Annotated in this window: 19 protein-coding genes and 2 tRNA genes; 18 read left to right on the forward strand and 3 right to left on the reverse strand. The window is 71.3% G+C overall.

Annotation, left to right across the window (positions count from 1 at the left end):
• Nucleotides 1–92: 92 nt before the first annotated feature.
• The 4 genes from ACZ434_RS21205 (at nt 93) to ACZ434_RS21220 (ending at nt 1,531) form a co-directional block, all read left to right on the forward strand.
• The gene (locus ACZ434_RS21205) at nt 93–551 is read left to right on the forward strand and encodes a TIGR02611 family protein (protein ID WP_468458029.1); all 459 of its coding nucleotides are present in this window, start codon (nt 93–95) and stop codon (nt 549–551) included.
• 79 nt (nt 552–630) lie between these two features.
• Nucleotides 631–702, forward strand: a tRNA-Val gene (locus ACZ434_RS21210).
• A gap of 268 nt (nt 703–970) precedes the next feature.
• Nucleotides 971–1,420, forward strand: coding sequence for an SRPBCC family protein (locus tag ACZ434_RS21215; protein ID WP_468458031.1), 450 nt, complete (start codon nt 971–973; stop codon nt 1,418–1,420).
• Nucleotides 1,421–1,459: 39 nt separating this feature from the next.
• Nucleotides 1,460–1,531 (forward strand) — tRNA-Val (locus ACZ434_RS21220).
• 58 nt (nt 1,532–1,589) lie between these two features.
• On the opposite strand, the gene ACZ434_RS21225 is transcribed toward ACZ434_RS21220, so the two are convergent.
• Entirely contained in the window at nt 1,590–2,315 is a 726-nt protein-coding gene (locus tag ACZ434_RS21225) for an exonuclease domain-containing protein (protein ID WP_468458033.1), read from the reverse strand.
• 168 nt (nt 2,316–2,483) lie between these two features.
• Here ACZ434_RS21225 and ACZ434_RS21230 point away from each other — a divergent pair, with 168 nt between their 5' ends.
• The 4 genes from ACZ434_RS21230 (at nt 2,484) to ACZ434_RS21245 (ending at nt 6,989) form a co-directional block, all read left to right on the forward strand.
• Nucleotides 2,484–3,050, forward strand: a complete 567-nt coding sequence (locus tag ACZ434_RS21230) for a DUF4365 domain-containing protein (RefSeq protein ID WP_468458035.1) — start codon at nt 2,484–2,486, stop codon at nt 3,048–3,050.
• Nucleotides 3,047–4,282: a hypothetical protein gene (locus tag ACZ434_RS21235; RefSeq protein WP_468458037.1), complete on the forward strand. Its 1,236-nt coding sequence runs from the start codon at nt 3,047–3,049 to the stop codon at nt 4,280–4,282. The genes ACZ434_RS21230 and ACZ434_RS21235 overlap by 4 nt, the downstream gene beginning before the upstream one ends.
• Nucleotides 4,283–4,375: 93 nt before the next feature.
• On the forward strand, nt 4,376–6,352 hold the full coding sequence (gene thrS / locus ACZ434_RS21240; protein WP_468458039.1) for a threonine--tRNA ligase: 1,977 nt from the start codon (nt 4,376–4,378) through the stop codon (nt 6,350–6,352).
• Between the two features lie 91 nt (nt 6,353–6,443).
• Nucleotides 6,444–6,989 carry an HIT family protein gene (locus tag ACZ434_RS21245; protein WP_468458041.1) on the forward strand — a complete coding sequence of 182 codons (546 nt, stop codon included), beginning with the start codon at nt 6,444–6,446 and terminating at the stop codon, nt 6,987–6,989.
• A 115-nt stretch (nt 6,990–7,104) separates the two neighbouring features.
• Here the strand turns inward: ACZ434_RS21245 and ACZ434_RS21250 are convergent, their stop codons facing one another.
• Nucleotides 7,105–8,760 carry a hypothetical protein gene (locus ACZ434_RS21250; RefSeq protein WP_468458043.1) on the reverse strand — a complete coding sequence of 552 codons (1,656 nt, stop codon included), beginning with the start codon at nt 8,758–8,760 and terminating at the stop codon, nt 7,105–7,107.
• A 219-nt stretch (nt 8,761–8,979) separates the two neighbouring features.
• The gene (locus ACZ434_RS21255; protein WP_468458045.1) at nt 8,980–11,178 is read right to left on the reverse strand and encodes an elongation factor G-like protein EF-G2; all 2,199 of its coding nucleotides are present in this window, start codon (nt 11,176–11,178) and stop codon (nt 8,980–8,982) included.
• 335 nt (nt 11,179–11,513) lie between these two features.
• On the opposite strand from ACZ434_RS21255, the gene pgsA reads away from it, so the two are divergent.
• The 10 genes from pgsA (at nt 11,514) to ruvB (ending at nt 19,911) form a co-directional block, all read left to right on the forward strand.
• Nucleotides 11,514–12,185: a phosphatidylinositol phosphate synthase gene (gene pgsA / locus ACZ434_RS21260; protein WP_468458280.1), complete on the forward strand. Its 672-nt coding sequence runs from the start codon at nt 11,514–11,516 to the stop codon at nt 12,183–12,185.
• The gene (locus tag ACZ434_RS21265; protein WP_468458047.1) at nt 12,182–13,126 is read left to right on the forward strand and encodes a phosphatidylinositol mannoside acyltransferase; all 945 of its coding nucleotides are present in this window, start codon (nt 12,182–12,184) and stop codon (nt 13,124–13,126) included. The genes pgsA and ACZ434_RS21265 overlap by 4 nt, the downstream gene beginning before the upstream one ends.
• Nucleotides 13,123–14,286 carry a glycosyltransferase family 4 protein gene (locus ACZ434_RS21270; protein ID WP_468458049.1) on the forward strand — a complete coding sequence of 388 codons (1,164 nt, stop codon included), beginning with the start codon at nt 13,123–13,125 and terminating at the stop codon, nt 14,284–14,286. Before ACZ434_RS21265 ends, ACZ434_RS21270 begins: the two co-directional genes overlap by 4 nt.
• A gap of 211 nt (nt 14,287–14,497) precedes the next feature.
• Nucleotides 14,498–15,040, forward strand: a complete 543-nt coding sequence (locus ACZ434_RS21275; protein ID WP_468458051.1) for a LemA family protein — start codon at nt 14,498–14,500, stop codon at nt 15,038–15,040.
• A 149-nt stretch (nt 15,041–15,189) separates the two neighbouring features.
• Nucleotides 15,190–16,101, forward strand: coding sequence for a pyridoxal 5'-phosphate synthase lyase subunit PdxS (gene pdxS / locus ACZ434_RS21280; RefSeq protein WP_468458053.1), 912 nt, complete (start codon nt 15,190–15,192; stop codon nt 16,099–16,101).
• Nucleotides 16,102–16,107: 6 nt separating this feature from the next.
• Complete coding sequence (gene pdxT, locus ACZ434_RS21285; RefSeq protein WP_468458055.1) at nt 16,108–16,713, forward strand: pyridoxal 5'-phosphate synthase glutaminase subunit PdxT; 606 nt, start codon at nt 16,108–16,110, stop codon at nt 16,711–16,713.
• 48 nt (nt 16,714–16,761) lie between these two features.
• Nucleotides 16,762–17,514, forward strand: coding sequence for a YebC/PmpR family DNA-binding transcriptional regulator (locus tag ACZ434_RS21290; RefSeq protein ID WP_468458057.1), 753 nt, complete (start codon nt 16,762–16,764; stop codon nt 17,512–17,514).
• 109 nt (nt 17,515–17,623) lie between these two features.
• Nucleotides 17,624–18,208, forward strand: coding sequence for a crossover junction endodeoxyribonuclease RuvC (gene ruvC, locus ACZ434_RS21295; RefSeq protein ID WP_468458059.1), 585 nt, complete (start codon nt 17,624–17,626; stop codon nt 18,206–18,208).
• The gene (gene ruvA, locus ACZ434_RS21300; RefSeq protein WP_468458061.1) at nt 18,205–18,810 is read left to right on the forward strand and encodes a Holliday junction branch migration protein RuvA; all 606 of its coding nucleotides are present in this window, start codon (nt 18,205–18,207) and stop codon (nt 18,808–18,810) included. The genes ruvC and ruvA overlap by 4 nt, the downstream gene beginning before the upstream one ends.
• A 27-nt stretch (nt 18,811–18,837) precedes the next feature.
• A complete protein-coding gene (gene ruvB, locus ACZ434_RS21305) occupies nt 18,838–19,911 on the forward strand; it encodes a Holliday junction branch migration DNA helicase RuvB (RefSeq protein WP_468458063.1) in 1,074 nt (357 codons plus the stop codon).
• Nucleotides 19,912–20,048: the final 137 nt, after the last annotated feature.

Raw genomic sequence — 20,048 nt, forward strand, 5'->3', positions numbered from 1 at the left:
TGCGTCGGTTTACGTAACCCTTCCGGCCGAGGGCTCGTGCACGGCGTGCGCCCATTCCGGTGATGTGTTTGGCTCAGGTAGTGTTTGGCCGCATGAACACGGGGAGTAACAAAGCCGGCGGGACCACGTTGGCGGCTCACGGGGTGACGGTGGACGAGAGCGAGAGCCGGGACGAGCGGGCGCTCGGGTCGAGAGCGCCGGAGTTCGTCAAGGCGCGTCGCGCACTGCACCTCAGCTGGCAGGTCGGCGTGTTCGTCGTCGGTCTCGCGGTCGTGGCGGCCGGCGCCGCGATGCTGGTGCTGCCGGGCCCGGGGTGGGTCGTGATCTTCGGCGGCATGGCGATCTGGTCGACCGAATTCGTCTGGGCCCAGTTGGTGCTGCGCTGGACCAAGCGCAAGGTCACCGAGGCGGCCCAGCGGGCCCTCGACCCCAAGGTGCGGCGCCGGAACATCATCCTGACCACGGTCGGGCTGGTGATCGTGGCCGCGGTGACCGGTTTCTACCTGTGGAAGTTCGGCCTCGTGCTGCCCTGGAAGATCGAGAACCAGTGACCCTCGCCGGGGGCCGGGCCGCCCGGCCCCCGCTGGTCACGGGCACCCCCTGACATGGGGTAATGTTCTTCCTGCGTCCGGGCGATTAGCTCAGTGGGAGAGCGCTTCGTTCACACCGAAGAGGTCACTGGTTCGAACCCAGTATCGCCCACCGGATCATCAGGCGGCCCGGCTCACGACTTGTGAGCCGGGCCGCCTTGTCTTTGAATTGACCGACTGCGAGACGTTCCGGGAGAAGTGCCGGACCCGGGCCTCCGGCGGGAATCCACCGGACGATTTCCGGAATGCCGTCGGATTCCCGCGTACGCACGACAGACGCGGTGCACTGCCGGCCCTCAAGACGCGGGCGGACGCCGGGAATCCGAGCGGACCGGAAGCCGTGACCGCACAACCCGGGCGTGGGCGGGCACACTCCGGACATGGACTGGAACCATTACCGCTTCCGCAGTCTGTGGACCCTGTCCGCGCCCGCCGCGACGGTGTACGGCGCACTGGAACGGATCGAGGACTACCCCCGGTGGTGGCCCCAGGTGCGTGAGGTCACCCGCCTCGACGACACCAGCGGGATCGTCACCATCCGAGCCCTCCTGCCCTACGACCTGACCTCCACGGTCCGGGAAGGACGGCGCGACCGGGAGATGGGGATCCTGGAAGCCGGCCTCTCCGGCGACATCGACGGCTGGGCCCGCTGGACCGTCACCCGCCTCGGAGACCACGCCTGTCTCGCCCACTACGAGCAGGAGGTCGACGTCCGCAAGCCACTGCTGCGCCTGCTCGCCGTGCCGGCCCGTCCCGTCTTCCGCGTCAACCACGCCGCCATGATGCGGGCCGGCCGGCGCGGACTGGCCGCACACCTGCAAGCGGTTTGAAGGAAGCCTCCCCGGACCTGTATGGTTCAGTGCGTTCCCGGGCGATTAGCTCAGTGGGAGAGCGCTTCGTTCACACCGAAGAGGTCACTGGTTCGAACCCAGTATCGCCCACCGGGAAAGCCGGTCCGTCCCCGACGGACCGGCTTCTTTCATCCCCGCGGGACACGCCTCACGCCGCCGCCGGCAGATCCGGACGCAGTGGCCACGCCGGATCGACCTCCTCCTCCGTGCCGCTGCGCGCGAACCACGACTGCAGCCCCCGCGCCTGCGCCGCATGCCACAGCGCCTGCAGGGTGTGCAGCTCACCCGGGGACAACCGCTCGAGACGGGCCGCGAAACGACGCCCCACCGCCCGGGCGACCTCCAGCGCGGCCACCGCGTCCGCCGCCGCGTCGTGCGCCCCCTCCAGCGGCACCTCGTAGTGCGCGCACAGATCGGTCAGGGTGCGGCGCCCCTTGCGGTAGCGGTCCAGATGCTTGTCGAGCACCCACGGATCCAGCACCAGCAACGGCGTCCGCTCGAACCACCGGCTCAGCGACGACGCCCGGTGCCGCCGCAACTCCCGGTCCAGCAGCGTCAGATCGAACGGCGCGTTCATCACCACCACCGGCCGTCCCACCCGCGCCTGCTCCGCCAGCGCCTGGGCCACCTCGTACATCACCGGCGCGGGCCAGCGGCCGTTGCGCTGCAGGTGTTCGTCCGTCAGACCGTGCACCCGCGTGGCCCCGGCCGGAACCGGAACCCCCGGATTCACCAGCCAGCGGGTCACCCGCGGCCGGCTGCCCGGCGCATCCTGGACGACGAGAGCGGCCGACACGATCCGGTCGGTCTCGACGTCCACACCCGTCGTCTCCGTGTCGAAAGCGGCCAACGGCCCTTCGTACCAGCACCCCATGCCCAACAACCCCTCGCTCACCCTCGGCAGTTGACACACAGTCCACTGCCCGATCCGGTGATACCCGGGCTGTTTGCGCCGTACGCCGGAAGGAGACAACACGAGTACGGGTCTTTGCAGTTCAGTGACCCGGCACGGGGAAACCACTGTTCTGGAAGGCTGTTGGCCATGGCCATCGCGCAGCCCGAACGGGGCGGGCTGCTGCCCGAGCGCACGCCGGCCTCTCGCGGCACCCTCGCCACCACCGCCTGCATGGAGACGTTGCAGGTCGGCTATCTGCACGCCGTCGCGGCCGCAGCCGGCTGCTCACTCTCCCAGCCGTTCCCGGACAACGGCATCGACTGGCACGTCAGCCACAGCGCCCCCGGACACACCGTCGACGACGAGGTCACCATCAAGGTGCAGCTGAAGGCGACCTACCAGATCGCCCCCGGCCCGCCGGGCCCCTTCTTCTCCTTCACGCTCGACAACGCCCACCTCGTCAAACTCGCCCGCACCCCGGTCACCGTGCACAAGATCCTCGTCGTGATGATCGTGCCGCGCTCACCCGACGACTGGCTGCGCGCCGGCCACGACCGCCTCGACCTGCGGCACTGCTGCTACTGGACCAACCTCGCGGGACACCCGGTCACCGGCCGGCACCGCACCACCGTGCGGGTCCCCACCTCACGCATCTTCGACGACCGGGCGCTGTGCGAGATCATGACGCGGGTCGGGACCGGAGGAACACCGTGACGCACCGCCCGACCGGCGAACCCCCGCGGCCCGTACGCCCCCACCCCGCCGACGCCGCCTTCGACACCCGCCCGCCCGCGCCCGCCGACACCGACCCCGCCGTCCTCACCGCCCTGCTCCACCGGCACGGCTGGCAGCGCCGCGGCGGCGTCACCGGACGCTACGGCCGCTGGACCCCGCCCGGACCGGGCACCGGCACCAGCCTCCTCGTACCGGTGAGCCGCGCCTTCCCCGACAGCGAGGACCTCCTCACCGAGGCCCTGCACGCCCTCTCCCGCAGCGGCACCCCCCGCGCCCGGGAGATCCTGCTCTCCCTCGCCGTGCCCAGCGACGAGATCCACTGGTGGCGCGACATCCCGGCCGGCCCCGGCGGCGCCACCGCCTGGACCGCGGAGGAACAACTGCGCTCCGCCGCCCGCCGCACCCTGCTCGCCGCCGCCCTCGCCACCCGCGCCCGCACCGGATTCCACGGCACCCGGCACCGGCGCACGGCCGCCGCCGCACTGGACACCGTCCTGGTCGGACCCGCCCCGGACGGACGCAGGCTCACCGCCTTCGCCCCCGTCACCACCGGCCGCTCCCTCGCCGTATGCCTCCACCACGCCCTCCACGCCGTCCGCGAGGCCATCGACTACCGCCGCGCCACCGGCGGCATGGACGCCTTCGACACCGCCGTCGCCGCGGGCGTCAGCCATGAACTCACCGAAGCCCTCGCCGCCCTGGTCCGCGGCACCGAGGGCGCCCGCGTCGGTGTCGCCTGGGCCCCGGCGGCCGGCGTGCCCGGCGGTTGCGCGGCCACCGCGGAACCCGTCGAGTTCTCACCCGGCGACCTGCCCGTCCTGCGCGACGCCGGCCTGCGCTACCGGCGCGCGGAACCGTCCGTCACCGTACGGATCACCGGCACCGTCGTACGGATGCACCGGTCCGGACCCCGCGGCGAGGGCGTCATCCGGCTGCGGGTCCTCGCCGGGGCCGAGATCGGCCAGGTCCGGATCACGCTCGGCGAGGAGAACTACCGCATCGCCGGACACGCCCACCTCGTAGGCCTCCCGGTACGGGTGCGGGGGCGGCTGGAGAGCCGGGGCGGCTTCCGCCGGCTCACCGACGCCCGCGAGCTGGCGCCGGTGCAGGTCGACGACGCCGAACGGGACCGCCTGCTCAAGGCGCTCCAGGCCAACGCCGAGACCGCGGCCTTCTTCGGCGAGGCCTGCGGCCCCGACGACGGAAACTGATTTCGCGGAGGACCCACCCGGGTCGGTACGATCGCACCCATGCGTGCGCTCCGGTATGGCGCCGCGACCACAGCCTTCAGTCAGGAGAGACCGGTGTCAGACGTCCGTGTGATCATCCAACGCGATTCCGAGCGGGAAGAACGCGTGGTGACGACGGGCACTACGGCCGCCGAGCTCTTCGCCGGCGAGCGCTCGGTCATCGCCGCGCGCGTGGCCGGCGAGCTCAAGGACCTCGCCTACGAGGTCAGGGACGGCGAGACCGTCGAGGGTGTGGAGATCTCCTCCGAGGACGGCCTGAACATCCTGCGTCACTCCACCGCGCACGTCATGGCCCAGGCCGTGCAGGAGCTGTTCCCCGAGGCCAAGCTGGGCATCGGCCCGCCGGTCAAGGACGGCTTCTACTACGACTTCGACGTCGAGAAGCCCTTCCACCCCGATGACCTCAAGGCCATCGAGAAGAAGATGCAGGAGATCCAGAAGCGGGGGCAGAAGTTCTCCCGCCGTGTGGTCACCGACGACGAGGCCCGGGAAGAGCTCGCCGACGAGCCGTACAAGCTGGAGCTGATCGGCCTCAAGGGCTCCGCCTCGCACGACGACGGCGCGGACGTCGAGGTCGGCGCCGGCGAGCTGACGATCTACGACAACCTGGACGCCAAGACCGGCGAGCTGTGCTGGCGGGATCTCTGCAGGGGCCCCCACCTGCCCACCACCCGGAACATCCCGGCGTTCAAGCTGATGCGCAACGCTGCCGCCTACTGGCGCGGCAGCGAGAAGAACCCCATGCTCCAGCGCATCTACGGCACCGCCTGGCCGACCAAGGACGAGCTGAAGGCCCACCTGGAGTTCCTCGCCGAGGCCGAGAAGCGCGACCACCGCAAGCTCGGCTCCGAGCTCGACCTGTTCTCCATCCCGGAGCAGATCGGCTCCGGCCTCGCCGTCTTCCACCCCAAGGGCGGCATCATCCGCCGGGTCATGGAGGACTACAGCCGCAGGCGGCACGAGGAGGAGGGCTACGAGTTCGTCTACACCCCGCACGCGACGAAGGGGCGGCTTTTCGAGACCTCGGGCCACCTGGACTGGTACGCCGACGGCATGTACCCGCCCATGCAGCTCGACGAGGGCGTGGACTACTACCTCAAGCCCATGAACTGCCCGATGCACAACCTGATCTTCGATGCGCGGGGACGGTCCTACCGTGAACTGCCGTTGCGTCTCTTCGAGTTCGGCACCGTGTACCGGTACGAGAAGTCGGGCGTCGTGCACGGTCTGACCCGGGCCCGCGGCTTCACCCAGGACGACGCGCACATCTACTGCACCCGCGAGCAGATGTCCGAGGAGCTCGACAAGACCCTCACCTTCGTCCTCAACCTGCTGCGCGACTACGGTCTGACCGACTTCTACCTGGAGCTGTCCACCAAGGACGAGACGAAGTTCGTCGGAACCGACGAGGCGTGGGAAGAGGCCACCGAAACGCTGCGCCAGGTCGCCGAGAAGCAGAACCTGGAGCTCGTGGCGGACCCGGGCGGCGCCGCCTTCTACGGCCCGAAGATCTCCGTCCAGGCCAAGGACGCCATCGGCCGTACCTGGCAGATGTCGACCATCCAGCTCGACTTCAACCTGCCGGAGCGCTTCGACCTGGAGTACACGGCCGCGGACGGCTCCAAGACCCGCCCGGTCATGATCCACCGCGCGCTGTTCGGAAGCATCGAGCGGTTCTTCGCGGTGCTCCTGGAGCACTACGCGGGCGCCTTCCCGGCGTGGCTCGCGCCGGTCCAGGCTGTGGGCATCCCGGTCGGTGACGCCCACGTGCAGTACCTGGAGGAGTTCGCGGGCGAGGCACGGCGGAAGGGGCTGCGCGTCGAGGTGGACTCCTCCTCGGACCGGATGCAGAAGAAGATCCGCACGCAGCAGAAGCAGAAGGTCCCGTTCATGATCATCGTCGGTGACGAGGACATGCACGCGGGCACGGTGTCGTTCCGCTACCGCGACGGTTCGCAGGAGAACGGCATTCCGCGTGACCAGGCGCTGGCGAAGCTCGTTGATGTGGTGGAGCGTCGCGTGCAGGTGTGATGTTCCCCGCCGACGCGGGGCCGAAAGGCCCCCGGGACGTGTTCCCGGGGGCCTTTGCCCTGCTCCTCCGGTGACGCCATATGCTGCACGCATGACGAGTGAGCCGGAGCAGCAGTGGGGAGTGGGCACGCAGGACGCGTTCCAGCGTCTGTGGACGCCCCATCGGATGGCCTACATCCAGGGCGAGAACAAGCCGACCGGCTCGGGTGCCGACGACGGCTGCCCCTTCTGCGCGATCCTGGGCAAGTCGGACGAGGACGGGCTGATCATCCGGCGCGGTGAGCTGGTGTACGCGGTGCTCAATCTGTACCCCTACACCGGCGGCCACACCATGGTCGTTCCGTACCGCCACGTCGCCGACTACACCGACCTGACCGACGCGGAGACCGCCGAACTCGCCGAGCTGACCAAGCAGGCGATGACGGCTCTGCGTACGGCGTCCGGGGCCCAAGGGTTCAACCTGGGCATGAACCAGGGAACGGTCGCCGGCGCGGGCATCGCCGCCCACCTGCACCAGCACATCGTCCCCCGCTGGGGCGGCGACACCAACTTCATGCCGGCGATCGCCCACACGAAGGTGCTCCCGCAACTCCTGGCCGACACGAGAAAGATGCTCGCGGAAGCCTGGCCGGCCTAGCTGCCCCACTGCGGGCAGTCGTGCCGCGGGGCGGCACGGGTGGGCGCAGCGGCACCTCGTCGGCGCCGAGCCGCGCACCCGCCCCCGGTCTGCTACAACTCACGGCACGTGACGCTCACGCGTCATAGAGGTCCGCCTTCTTCGGCGCAGCATCCTGCACGGCCGTGCTCAGGAACGACGACCGCGCCCCGAACTTCTCCGTGTCCACGCCGTTCTCCTCCAGCACCTTGATCGCCGCCGAGTGCACCGCCCGCAGCACCGGCGTCGCCGCCCGCAGCGCGTCGTCCGCCATGAACCGGTGCCGCCACGGCTTGTCCGCCCACGCGTGCCGCAGGCCGAACGGCTCCGGCAGGCTGAGCTTGCCGCCGAGCCAGTACAGCAGCGGCGGGTACCAGGTCAGCGGTGCCCGGGCGGTCAGGCGTACCACCTCGTCCGAGTCGACCAGCGGGAGCTTCACCTTCCGGGTCTCCCAGAACTTGACCGACTTCTGGACCTCCTTCTCCTTGGCGGCGGGCCCCGTGGTGAACAGCGAGTGGACCGGCCCCAGCGCGTGCCCGGTCACCTCGATGCGCAGCGTCTCGTGCAGTACGGTCACGGTGATCAGCATGGTGATCACCAGCTGGCCGTCCCACAACGTCCACTGCACGCCCAGATAGTGCCGGTCACCGGCGCCGAACTGCTGCTTGTTGCAGATGTCCTGTATGGCGTGGGACTTGATCTGGTACGCCTCGACGTCCGTGCCCTCCGGACGGGACACCGCCGTGGCGTTCTCCCCGATCGGGGTGACGATCCAGTGCCGTACCGACGGCTTGGGGAAGCCCCCGGTGTGCAGCGGGCCGCGTTCCAGCATCCGCAGCCGGTCGTGGATGGCCTTGACGACGTCCCAGCTGCGGAACGGGTTGATCTCCCGGTCCGCGCCGGCCGGCACCAGCTCCTCGGCGAGCTGCCAGCTGCCCCAGCGCGTGCCCATGCCGAGTATGCCCTTGGGGCCGGCGTAGAACACGGAGTTGGACTGCTGCTCGGCGCTGAGCCGGGCCAGGGACTGGCGCAGTTGCTCGGCCGCCGTCTCACCGGGGCTGGCGGGGACCGCCTCGGGCACCTTGGCGCCCACGCTGCTCCCGGAGAGCAGACTGCTCCACCGCTCGCGCAGGTCCTTCGCCGTGCGCTCGCAGATCTGCTTGGCCCAGAACCAGCCCACCACGGGGGCGACCACGCAGGCGCGGGCGTACCAGCCCCAGAAGCCGTCGAACGGCATGCGCAGCAGGAACAGCACGGCGAGGGCGGCCACCGCGACCAGCAGGGTGGTGGCGAGCGCGCCGGCCCGTTTGTCCTCGCGCCGGGACATCGTGGTGCGGATCTGGAAGACCAGCAGCCACACCAGCAGGCCGGGCAGGAAGAGCAGCCCGCACAGGACCATGACGGCGCTCAGCCAGTTGTCCCGCTCGCGTCGGATGCGGTGCGCCGCCAGTGAGTGCTCGACCACCACCTGCGGCTGGGTGCCGAAGGACTGGATGAGCGGGGCGCGGCCGGAGCCCAGCATGCGGTCGATGACCGCCCGGGAGAACGCCTCGCCCAGGTTGGGCCGGAACAGCTTGACCCGGGGCTTGCCGACCTCGGACTTGTGCCACTCGTTGTTGGCCTTGAGTATCTCGTCGGCCTCGTTGTCCCGGTAGGCCGCCGAGGCCAGCGCGAAGGTCGGCGTCTGGCCTTCGTCGCCGGTGCGTGGCACCTGCGGACCGAAGAAGTCCGCGTAACCGCTCTCCACGGTCATTCCCGCCCCCGATCGCCGCGACTGTCGTCTTGCGGCCTTCCCGACTTCCTTGCTGCGCACACCTGTTGATCAGGTCTTCAGCGTATCCGCAGCGAACGGCAACCGCCGGTGGACCGCCCAAGCGGTCCACCGGTACGGCGTGAAGCATTCCCCGGCTGTCGCGGCACAGTCGGCGTACGCGGGCGCCCGCGGGGGCATTCCGCGGGCGCCCGGCGCGCGTCACGAGGCCGTGCGCGCCTCCTCCTTGACCCGTTCCGCGACCTGCGGCGGCATGGGTTCGTGGCGTGCGTAGCGGCGGCTGAAGCGGGCGGTGCCGTGGGAGAGGGAGCGCAGGTCGACGGCGTAGCGTCCGATCTCGATCTCGGGTACCTCGGCCTTGATCAGGGTGCGTCCCCCGGCGGACTGCTCGGTGCCGAGCACCCTGCCGCGCCGGCCGGAGAGGTCGCTCATGACCGGGCCGACGTACTCGTCACCGACCAGGACGCTCACCTCGGCCACCGGCTCCAGCAGGTGGATCCTCGCGTCGGAGGCGGCCTCGCGCAGTGCCAGGGCGCCCGCCGTCTGGAACGCGGCGTCGGAGGAGTCCACCGAGTGCGCCTTGCCGTCGAGCAGGGTCACCCGTACGTCGATGAGCGGATGTCCCGCGGCGACTCCCTTGACGGCCTGGGCCCTGACGCCCTTCTCGACCGAGGGGATGAACTGCCGGGGGACCGCGCCGCCGACCACCTTGTCCACGAACTCGATGCCCGAGCCGTTCGGCAGTGGCTCCACCTCGATCTCGCAGATGGCGAACTGCCCGTGTCCGCCGGACTGTTTGACGTGCCGGCCGCGTCCGGCCGCCCTCCCCCCGAAGGTCTCCCTGAGGGACACCCGGTGCGGTACGACGTCGACCTGGACGCCATAGCGGCTGCGCAGCCGTTCCAGGGCCACGTCGGCGTGCGCCTCGCCCAGGCACCACAGCACCACCTGGTGGGTGTCCTGGTTCTGTTCCAGCCGCATCGTCGGATCCTCGGCGACCAGCCGGGCCAGGCCCTGCGAGAGTTTGTCCTCGTCCGGTTTGCTGTGTGCCTCGATGGCGAGCGGCAGCAGCGGATCGGGCATCTCCCAGGGCTCCATGAGCAGGGGGTCGTCCTTGTCGGAGAGGGTGTCGCCGGTCTCCGCGCGGCTCAGTTTCGCCACGCACGCGAGATCGCCGGCGATGACGTGCGACACCGGCCGCTGCTGTTTGCCGAACGGCGTGGACAGGGCGCCGATCCGCTCGTCGACGTCGTGGTCCTCGTGGCCCCGGTCGGCCAGTCCGTGTCCGGAGACGTGAACGGTCTGGTCGGCGCGGAGCGTGCCGGAGAAGACGCGGATCATGGAGATCCGGCCGACGTAGGGGTCGGAGGAGGTCTTCACGACCTCGGCGACCAGCGGGGCGTCCGGATCGCAGGGCTGGAGCTCGCGCGGCCTGCCGTCGACCGTGGTCACGTTCGGTGTGCCGTGTTCCAGCGGAGTCGGGAAGCCGCCCGTGATCAGCTCCAGCAGCTCCACGGTGCCGAGTCCCTGGCGGGCGCCCTCGGCGGCGGGAGCGGCGGCCAGGACGGGGAAGAACACCCCGCGTGCGACCGCCCGTTCCAGGTCCTCGATCAGCGTCTTGACGTCGACCTGTTCGCCGCCCAGGTAGCGGTCCATGAGGGTCTCGTCCTCGCTCTCGGCGATGATGCCCTCGATCAGCCGGCCGCGGGCCTCCTCGATGAGGGGCAGTTGTTCCCCGTCCGGTTCGGACTCCTTGCGCTCGCCGCCGGAGTAGTCGAACAGCTTCCGTGTGAGCAGCCCGATCAGGCCGTGCACGGGCGCGTGCCCGTCGGGTCCCTCCGGGCCGTGCAGCGGCAGGTACAGCGGCAGTACGGCGTCGGGGTCGTCGCCGCCGAAGGCCTCCGCGCACACGCGTGTCATCTCGTCGAAGTCCGCGCGGGCGGCTTCCAGGTGGGTGACGACGATGGCGCGCGGCATGCCGACCGCCGCGCACTCGTCCCACACCATGCGGGTGGAGCCGTCCACGCCGTCCGAGGCGGAGACGACGAAGAGGGCCGCGTCCGCCGCTCGCAGACCGGCCCTGAGTTCCCCGACGAAGTCGGCGTATCCGGGGGTGTCCAGCAGGTTGACCTTGATGCCGTCCCATTCGACCGGCACCAGGGAGAGCTGCACCGAGCGCTGCCGGCGGTGCTCGATGTCGTCGTAGTCGGAGACGGCGGTGCCGTCCTCCACGCGGCCCGCCCGGTTCAGGGCCCCCGCGGTCAGCGCGAGAGCCTCCACCAGGGTCGTCTTGCCCGATCCGGAGTGGCCGACCAGCACCACATTCCGTACGGACGTGGGATGGTCGGCCGCCTGTGCCCTGCCGGCGGCCCCGGGGTGTGTGTGCGCCTTGTCGCCCATGCTCCTGCCTCCCGTGCACGGTGAGGTCACTGTGGGCGCGGACCCGCGGAATCCGCGTGCGGTGCGGCTCCGGCGGCGCCCGCGGTCATTCGAGCTTTCCACTCCCGTCACGGCGCGTCCATACGAAGGACGCGATCCCGGCGTATCCCCTGTTCACGGCGGTACGGACGGAGGCGGCGGCCGGCCCTCGCGCGGACGTCCGGCCGGGCGGGGCGCGGCGGGCGGCCCCGGCATGCCTGTGGGGGTACGGCCGTCGCCCGCACGCGCGCGTGGCTACGATTGGGCCCGCCGGTGGCCAGCAGGGCCGCGCGGCCACACCGACCGTCGGGAAGGCCATGCTGAACAAGTACGCGCGTGCATTCTTCACGCGTGTCCTCACGCCGTTCGCCGCGTTTCTCATCCGGCGGGGGGTCAGCCCGGACACGGTCACGCTCATCGGTACCGCCGGTGTGGTCGCGGGCGCGCTGGTCTTCTACCCCATGGGCGAGTTCTTCTGGGGCACGGTCGTCATCACGCTGTTCGTGTTCTCCGACCTGGTCGACGGCAACATGGCCCGCCAGCTCGGCCGGTCCAGCCGCTGGGGCGCCTTCCTGGACTCCACCCTCGACCGGGTCGCGGACGGGGCCATTTTCGGTGGTTTCGCCCTGTGGTACGCGGGCGGCGGCGACGACAACGTGCTGTGCGCGGTGTCCATCTTCTGCCTGGCCAGCGGGCAGGTGGTGTCGTACACCAAGGCGCGCGGTGAGTCGATCGGGCTTCCGGTCGCCGTCAACGGGCTGGTCGAGCGGGCCGAGCGGCTGGTGATCTCGCTGGTCGCGGCCGGTTTCGCCGGACTGCACGCCTTCGGGGTGCCCGGTATCCAGTACCTGCTGCCCGTCGCCCTGTGGATCGTCGCCGTGGGCAGCCTGGTGACGCTGGTCCAGCGGGTCGTCACCGTGCGCCGGGAGTCCGCCGAGGTGGAGGCCGCCGAGGCGCGGGAGGCCCGGGGGAGCGAGGCCGCGAAGTGAGTGTCCAGGAGCGGCTCACCGACGCCCTGTACGGCGCCGGGTGGGGCACCGTCAAGAAACTCCCCGAGCCGGTCGCCGTACGCCTCGGCAGGACCATCGCCGACGCCGCGTGGAAGCAGCGCGGCAAGGGCGTCCTCCGGCTGGAGAGCAACTACGCGCGCGTCGTGCCGGACGCGGGACCGGAGCGGCTCGCGGAGCTCTCCCGCGCGGGCATGCGCTCGTACCTGCGCTACTGGATGGAGTCCTTCCGGCTGCCCGCCTGGAGCCCCGAGCGGATCGCGTCCGGCTTCGAACCCGAGGACCTGCACCACCTCACCGACGGCATGGCGGCCGGCAAGGGCGTCGTCCTCGCGCTGCCGCACCTCGCCAACTGGGACCTGGCCGGCGCCTGGGTCACCACGAAGCTGGGCATACCGTTCACCACCGTCGCCGAGCGGCTGAAGCCGGAGACGCTCTACGACCGGTTCGTCGCCTACCGCGAGGGCCTCGGCATGGAGGTGCTCCCGCACAGCGGCGGCGCCGCCTTCGGCACCCTGGCCCGGCGGCTGCGCGACGGCGGACTGGTCTGTCTGGTCGCCGACCGCGACCTGTCCTCCTCCGGCGTCGAGGTCGGCTTCTTCGGCGAGACCGCCCGCATGCCGGCCGGGCCCGCCCTGCTGGCCCAGCAGACCGGGGCGCGGCTGCTGCCGGTGACCCTCTGGTACGACGACTCGCCCGTGATGCGGGGGCGGGTCCATCCGCCGGTCGAGGTCCCCGGGTCGGGTACGCGCGCCGAGAGGACGTCCGTCATGACACAGGCGCTGGCCGATGCCTTCGCCACCGGGATCGCCGATCATCCGCAGGACTGGCACATGCTCCAGCGTCTGTGGCTGAAGGACCTCGACCCCGCGCGGGATCCCGCGACGGCCCCGGGGAAGAACCAGGAGGGGACCCCGTCGTGAGGATCGGCATCGTCTGCCCGTACTCGTGGGACGTACCGGGTGGCGTCCAGTTCCACATCCGTGACCTGGCGGAGTACTTCATCCGCCTCGGTCACGACGTGTCCGTCCTCGCCCCGGCCGACGACGACACCCCGCTGCCGCCGTACGTCGTCTCGGCCGGCCGCGCGGTGCCCGTGCCGTACAACGGCTCGGTGGCCCGGCTCAACTTCGGTTTCCTGTCCGCCGCGCGGGTGCGGCGCTGGCTGCACGAGGGCGCCTTCGACGTCGTCCACATCCACGAGCCGACCTCGCCGTCGCTCGGCCTGCTGACCTGCTGGGCGGCCGAGGGACCGATCGTCGCCACCTTCCACACCTCCAACCCGCGCTCCCGCGCGATGATCGCCGCGTACGCGATCCTCCAGGCCGCCCTGGAGAAGATCAGCGCGCGGATCGCGGTGAGCGAGTACGCCCGCCGCACGCTCGTCGAGCACCTGGGCGGCGACGCGGTGGTCATCCCCAACGGCGTCGACGTCGACTTCTTCGCCAAGGCCGAGCCCCGGCCCGAGTGGCAGGGCGGCACCATCGGCTTCATCGGCCGCATCGACGAGCCCCGCAAGGGGCTTCCGGTGCTGATGAAGGCCCTGCCGAAGATCCTCGCCGCCCGCCCGGAGACGCGGCTGCTGGTCGCGGGCCGGGGCGACGAGGAGGAGGCCGTCGCGTCGCTGCCGCGCGAGCTGCGCCCGCGCGTGGAGTTCCTCGGCATGATCAGCGACGAGGACAAGGCCCGCTTCCTGCGCAGCGTCGACGTGTACGTGGCACCCAACACCGGCGGCGAGAGCTTCGGCATCATCCTGGTCGAGGCGATGTCCGCGGGCGCGCCGGTGCTCGCCTCCGACCTCGACGCCTTCGCCCAGGTCCTCGACCGGGGCGCGGCGGGCGAACTGTTCGCCAACGAGGACGCGGACGCGCTCGCCGACGCCGCGCTGCGGCTCCTCGGGGACCCCGGGCGCCGCGCGGAACTGCGCGACCGCGGCAGCGCCCACGTCCGCCGCTTCGACTGGTCGACGGTCGGCGCGGACATCCTGTCGGTCTACGAGACGGTGACGGCGGGCGCCGCGGCGGTGGCGGCGGACGACCGGGCGACGGGGCTGCGGGCCCGGCTGGGCCTGGCCCGGGACTGAGGGGGCGGCGGCCCGTAAGCCGCCCCGGGTGATTCCCTGTGCGTGCGGGGGAGCGCGGGGGCGGGCCTGCGGCCGGGCCGAAGGGGGCACGCAGCGGAGCGCCGGGTGTCCCTTCGCCCGTGCGGGGGCCGCGCGCGGCGGGCCGTGCGGGCCCCTCGTGCGTCGCCCCCACGGACGGCGGCCGTGGGCGGCGGTACTAGCCTTGCCGCCCGTGACCGCAACCCTCATCTGGATCCTCGTCGCCCTCGTCGCCATCGGCCTCTATCTGAGCTGGACGGCGGGGCGGCTGGACCGGCTGCACGCCCGTATCGACGCCGCCCGCGCCGCGCTCGACGCGCAGTTGCTGCGCCGCGCCTCCGTGGCCCAGGAACTGGCCACCTCGGGCGTGCTCGACCCCGCCGCCTCGATCGTGCTGTACGAAGCGGCGCACGCCGCGCGGCAGGCCGTGGAGGAGCAGCGCGAGGTCGCCGAGAGCGAGCTGACCCAGGCGCTGCGCGCGGTCTTCGCGGACGCGCAGCAGGTGGACGCGGTCAGGGAGGTGCCCGGGGGAGAGGACGCCGCCCTGGAGCTCGCCGAGGCGGTCCGCAGGGTGCCCATGGCCCGCCGCTTCCACAACGACGCCGTACGCGCCGCACGGGCCCTGCGGCGCCACCGCAAGGTGCGCTGGTTCCGGCTGGCCGGGCACGCGCCCTTCCCGATGGCCTTCGAGATGGACGACGAGCCCCCCGCAGCCCTGATCGAACGCGCCGCATAGCGGCCGGAGCCCCGCCGCGCCGCCGGCCGCCCCGCCCGAAGGACCCGGAAAACGATCCACCGGCTTCCCATTGGCCCTTGCTGTGGCCTGCTCCGTTCACGTTTCCTCAGTGCTGCAGAAACCCCCCTTTCCCCTCAGCGAGGTCATTCGTGTCCAGCACGCTCTCCGAAAACCAGGGTCCCGAGACCGGCACCGCCCGCGTGAAGCGCGGCATGGCCGAGCAGCTCAAGGGCGGCGTGATCATGGACGTCGTCACTCCGGAGCAGGCGAAGATCGCCGAGGACGCCGGAGCCGTCGCCGTCATGGCCCTGGAGCGGGTCCCGGCCGACATCCGCAAGGACGGCGGCGTGGCCCGCATGTCCGACCCGGACATGATCGAGGGCATCATCGACGCGGTGTCCATCCCCGTGATGGCCAAGTCCCGCATCGGCCACTTCGTCGAGGCCCAGGTGCTCCAGTCGCTCGGCGTCGACTACATCGACGAGTCCGAGGTCCTCACCCCGGCCGACGAGGTCAACCACAGCGACAAGTTCGCCTTCACCACCCCCTTCGTCTGCGGCGCCACCAACCTGGGCGAGGCCCTGCGCCGGATCGCCGAGGGCGCCGCCATGATCCGCTCCAAGGGCGAGGCCGGCACCGGCAACGTCGTCGAGGCCGTACGCCACCTGCGCCAGATCAAGAACGAGATCGCCCGCCTGCGCGGCTACGACAACAACGAGCTGTACGCCGCCGCCAAGGAGCTGCGCGCCCCGTACGAGCTGGTCAAGGAGGTCGCGGGACTGGGCAGGCTCCCCGTCGTGCTGTTCTCCGCCGGCGGTGTCGCCACCCCCGCCGACGCCGCGCTGATGCGCCAGCTCGGCGCCGAGGGCGTCTTCGTCGGCTCCGGCATCTTCAAGTCCGGCGACCCGGCCAAGCGCGCCGCCGCCATCGTCAAGGCGACGACCTTCTACGACGACCCGAAGATCATCGCGGACGCGTCCCGCAACCTCGGCGAGGCCATGGTCGGCATCAACTGCGACACCCTCCCCGAGACCGAGCGCTACGCCAACCGCGGCTGGTAAGCACCCATGAGCACCCCTGTCATCGGCGTCCTGGCCCTCCAGGGTGACGTACGGGAGCACCTCACCGCCCTGGCCGCGGCCGACGCCGTGGCCAGGCCGGTCCGGCGGCCCGAGGAACTCGCCGAGGTCGACGGCCTGGTCCTCCCCGGCGGCGAGTCCACCACGATCTCCAAGCTCGCCGTCCTGTTCGGACTGATGGAACCCCTCCGCGCGCGCGTGCGCGACGGCATGCCCGTCTACGGCACCTGCGCGGGCATGATCCTCCTCGCCGACAAGATCCTCGATCCCCGCTCCGGCCAGGAGACGGTCGGCGGCATCGACATGATCGTGCGCCGCAACGCCTTCGGCCGGCAGAACGAGTCCTTCGAGGCCGCGGTCGACGTCAGGGGCGTCACCGGCGAACCGGTCGAGGGCGTCTTCATCCGCGCCCCCTGGGTGGAGTCCGTCGGCGCCGGGGCCGAGGTGCTCGCCGAGCACGGCGGACACATCGTCGCGGTCCGCCAGGGCAACGCCCTGGCCACGTCGTTCCACCCGGAACTGACCGGTGACCACCGTGTGCACGCCCTGTTCGTCGGCATGACACGCGAGAAGCGGACGGCCGAGTCCTTGTAGGATTCCTGCGTTCGTTGCAGAGATGGGTTACGCGAAGGAGACAGGCAGATGTCCGGCCACTCTAAATGGGCCACGACGAAGCACAAGAAGGCCGTGATCGACGCCAAGCGCGGCAAACTCTTCGCGAAGCTGATCAAGAACATCGAGGTCGCCGCGCGGATGGGCGGCGTCGACCTGGACGGCAACCCCACGCTCTACGACGCCGTCCAGAAGGCCAAGAAGCAGTCGGTGCCGAACAAGAACATCGACTCCGCCATCAAGCGCGGTGGCGGTCTCGAGGCCGGCGGCGCCGACTACGAGACCATCATGTACGAGGGCTACGGGCCCAACGGTGTCGCGGTGCTCATCGAGTGCCTCACCGACAACCGCAACCGTGCCGCCTCGGACGTGCGCGTCGCGATGACCCGCAACGGCGGCTCCATGGCCGACCCGGGCTCGGTGTCCTACCTGTTCAACCGCAAGGGCGTGGTCATCGTCCCCAAGGGCGGGCTGAGCGAGGACGACGTCCTCACCGCCGTGCTGGACGCGGGCGCCGAGGAGGTCAACGACCTCGGTGAGAACTTCGAGGTGCTCAGCGAGGCCACCGACCTGGTCGCCGTGCGCACCGCACTGCAGGACGCCGGGATCGACTACGACTCCGCCGAGGCCAACTTCGTCCCGACCATGCAGGTCGAGCTGGACGAGGAGGGCGCCAGGAAGATCTTCAAGCTCATCGACGCCCTGGAGGACAGCGACGACGTGCAGAACGTCTTCGCCAACTTCGACGTGAGCGACGAGATCATGGAGAAGGTCGACGCGTAACGCGTCCCCTGCTCAGCGGGCCGACGGGACACTTCCGTCGGCCCGTCGCTCTGTCAGTGGCACCCGATAGCCTGCACAAACAGGTGATCGAGGAGAGAGGGTGCGGCGCGTGCGCGTACTGGGGGTGGACCCGGGACTGACCCGGTGCGGCGTCGGGGTCGTGGAGGGCGTCGCCGGAAGACCGCTCACCATGCTCGGCGTGGGCGTGGTCCGCACACCGGCCGACGCCGACCTCGGCCACCGCCTGGTCGCCGTCGAGCAGGGCCTCGAACAGTGGCTGGACGAGCACCGGCCCGAGTACGTCGCGGTGGAGCGCGTCTTCAGCCAGCACAACGTCCGTACGGTGATGGGCACCGCGCAGGCCAGCGCGGTGGCGATCCTGTGCGCCTCCCGCCGCGGCATCCCCGTCGCCCTGCACACGCCCAGCGAGGTCAAGGCCGCCGTCACCGGCTCGGGCCGCGCCGACAAGGCACAGGTCGGCGCCATGGTCACCCGGCTGCTGCGGCTCGACGCGCCGCCGAAGCCCGCCGACGCCGCCGACGCCCTGGCACTCGCCATCTGCCACATCTGGCGCGCCCCCGCCCAGAACCGGCTCCAGCAGGCCGTCGCCCGGCACACCTCCAGAGCCCCCGGCACCGCACGAGCACCCCTCGCGCCGGCCACCCCGCACGCACCGAAAGGCCGTACGACATGATCGCCTTCGTCAGTGGCACGGTCGCCGCCCTCGCCCCCGATGCCGCGGTGGTCGAGGTCGGCGGCGTGGGCATGGCCGTCCAGTGCACGCCGAACACGCTGTCCACGCTCCGCGTGGGCAAGCCCGCGAAGCTCGCCACCTCCCTCGTCGTGCGCGAGGACTCCCTGACCCTGTACGGCTTCGCCGACGACGACGAGCGCCAGGTCTTCCAGCTGCTCCAGACGGCCAGCGGCGTCGGCCCCCGGCTGGCCCAGGCGATGCTCGCCGTGCACACCCCCGACGCGCTGCGCCGGGCCGTCTCCACCGGCGACGAGAAGGCGCTCACCGCCGTCCCGGGCATCGGCAAGAAGGGAGCCCAGAAGCTGCTCCTGGAGCTGAAGGACCGCCTCGGCGAGCCGGTCGGCGCCCCCGCCGTCGGCGCGCCCGTCACCACCGGCTGGCGCGACCAGCTGCACGCCGCCCTGATCGGCCTCGGCTACGCGACCCGCGAGGCCGACGAGGCCGTGACCGCGGTGGCACCCCAGGCGGAGGCCGCCGGGGGCACCCCGCAGGTGGGACAGCTCCTGAAGGCCGCCCTGCAGACGCTGAACCGCGCCCGATAGCCCGTACGGAGAGCTGAGGCAACGCACATGAACTGGGACGACACCACCGACCCCGACGCCACCGGCGAGCGGCTGGTGGGCCCCGTCGCCGACCGTGACGACCAGGCCGTCGAGGCCGCCCTGCGCCCCAAGGACCTGGGCGAGTTCATCGGCCAGGAGAAGGTCAGGGAACAGCTCGACCTCGTCCTGCGCGCCGCACGCGCGCGCGGCGCCACCGCCGACCACGTGCTGCTCTCCGGTGCCCCCGGCCTCGGCAAGACCACCCTGTCGATGATCATCGCGGCCGAGATGGAAGCCCCCATCCGCATCACCTCGGGCCCCGCCATCCAGCACGCCGGCGACCTCGCCGCGATCCTCTCCTCCCTCCAGGAGGGCGAGGTCCTCTTCCTCGACGAGATCCACCGCATGTCCCGGCCCGCCGAGGAGATGCTCTACATGGCGATGGAGGACTTCCGCGTCGACGTGATCGTCGGCAAGGGCCCCGGCGCCACCGCCATCCCCCTGGAACTGCCCCCCTTCACCCTGGTCGGCGCCACCACCCGGGCCGGCCTGCTGCCGCCCCCGCTGCGCGACCGCTTCGGCTTCACCGCGCACATGGAGTTCTACGAACCGGCCGAACTGGAGCGGGTCGTGCACCGCTCGGCGAGCCTGCTCGACGTGGAGATCGACACCGCCGGCGCCGCGGAGATCGCCGGCCGCTCCCGCGGCACCCCCCGGATCGCCAACCGGCTGCTGCGCCGCGTCCGGGACTACGCGCAGGTCAAGGCCGACGGCCACATCACCAAGGACATCGCCGCCGCGGCCCTCGCCGTCTACGAGGTCGACGCCCGTGGCCTGGACCGGCTGGACCGGTCGGTCCTCGAGGCACTGCTCAAACTGTTCGGCGGCGGACCGGTCGGCCTCTCCACGCTCGCTGTCGCGGTGGGGGAGGAACGTGAGACGGTGGAAGAGGTGGCGGAGCCCTTCCTGGTACGGGAGGGACTGCTCGCCCGCACCCCCCGCGGGCGGGTCGCCACCCCGGCGGCATGGGCGCACCTCGGCCTGGCACCGCCCCGGTCACAGGCCCCGGGAAACGGACAAGCGGACCTGTTCGGGACGTGACGGCGAGCGCGTTGGCCCAGGCAGGAACCTGGGTGCCATGCTGAGCGTTGTTCCCTTGGCGCGGACTCGCTTAGACTCCGCCGATGCCGTCGTTGTCGGCGGCGTCACACACCCCCAACCATCAGGCCGTTCACCAT

The sequence above is a fragment of the Streptomyces sp. NPDC030893 genome (assembly GCF_055571535.1).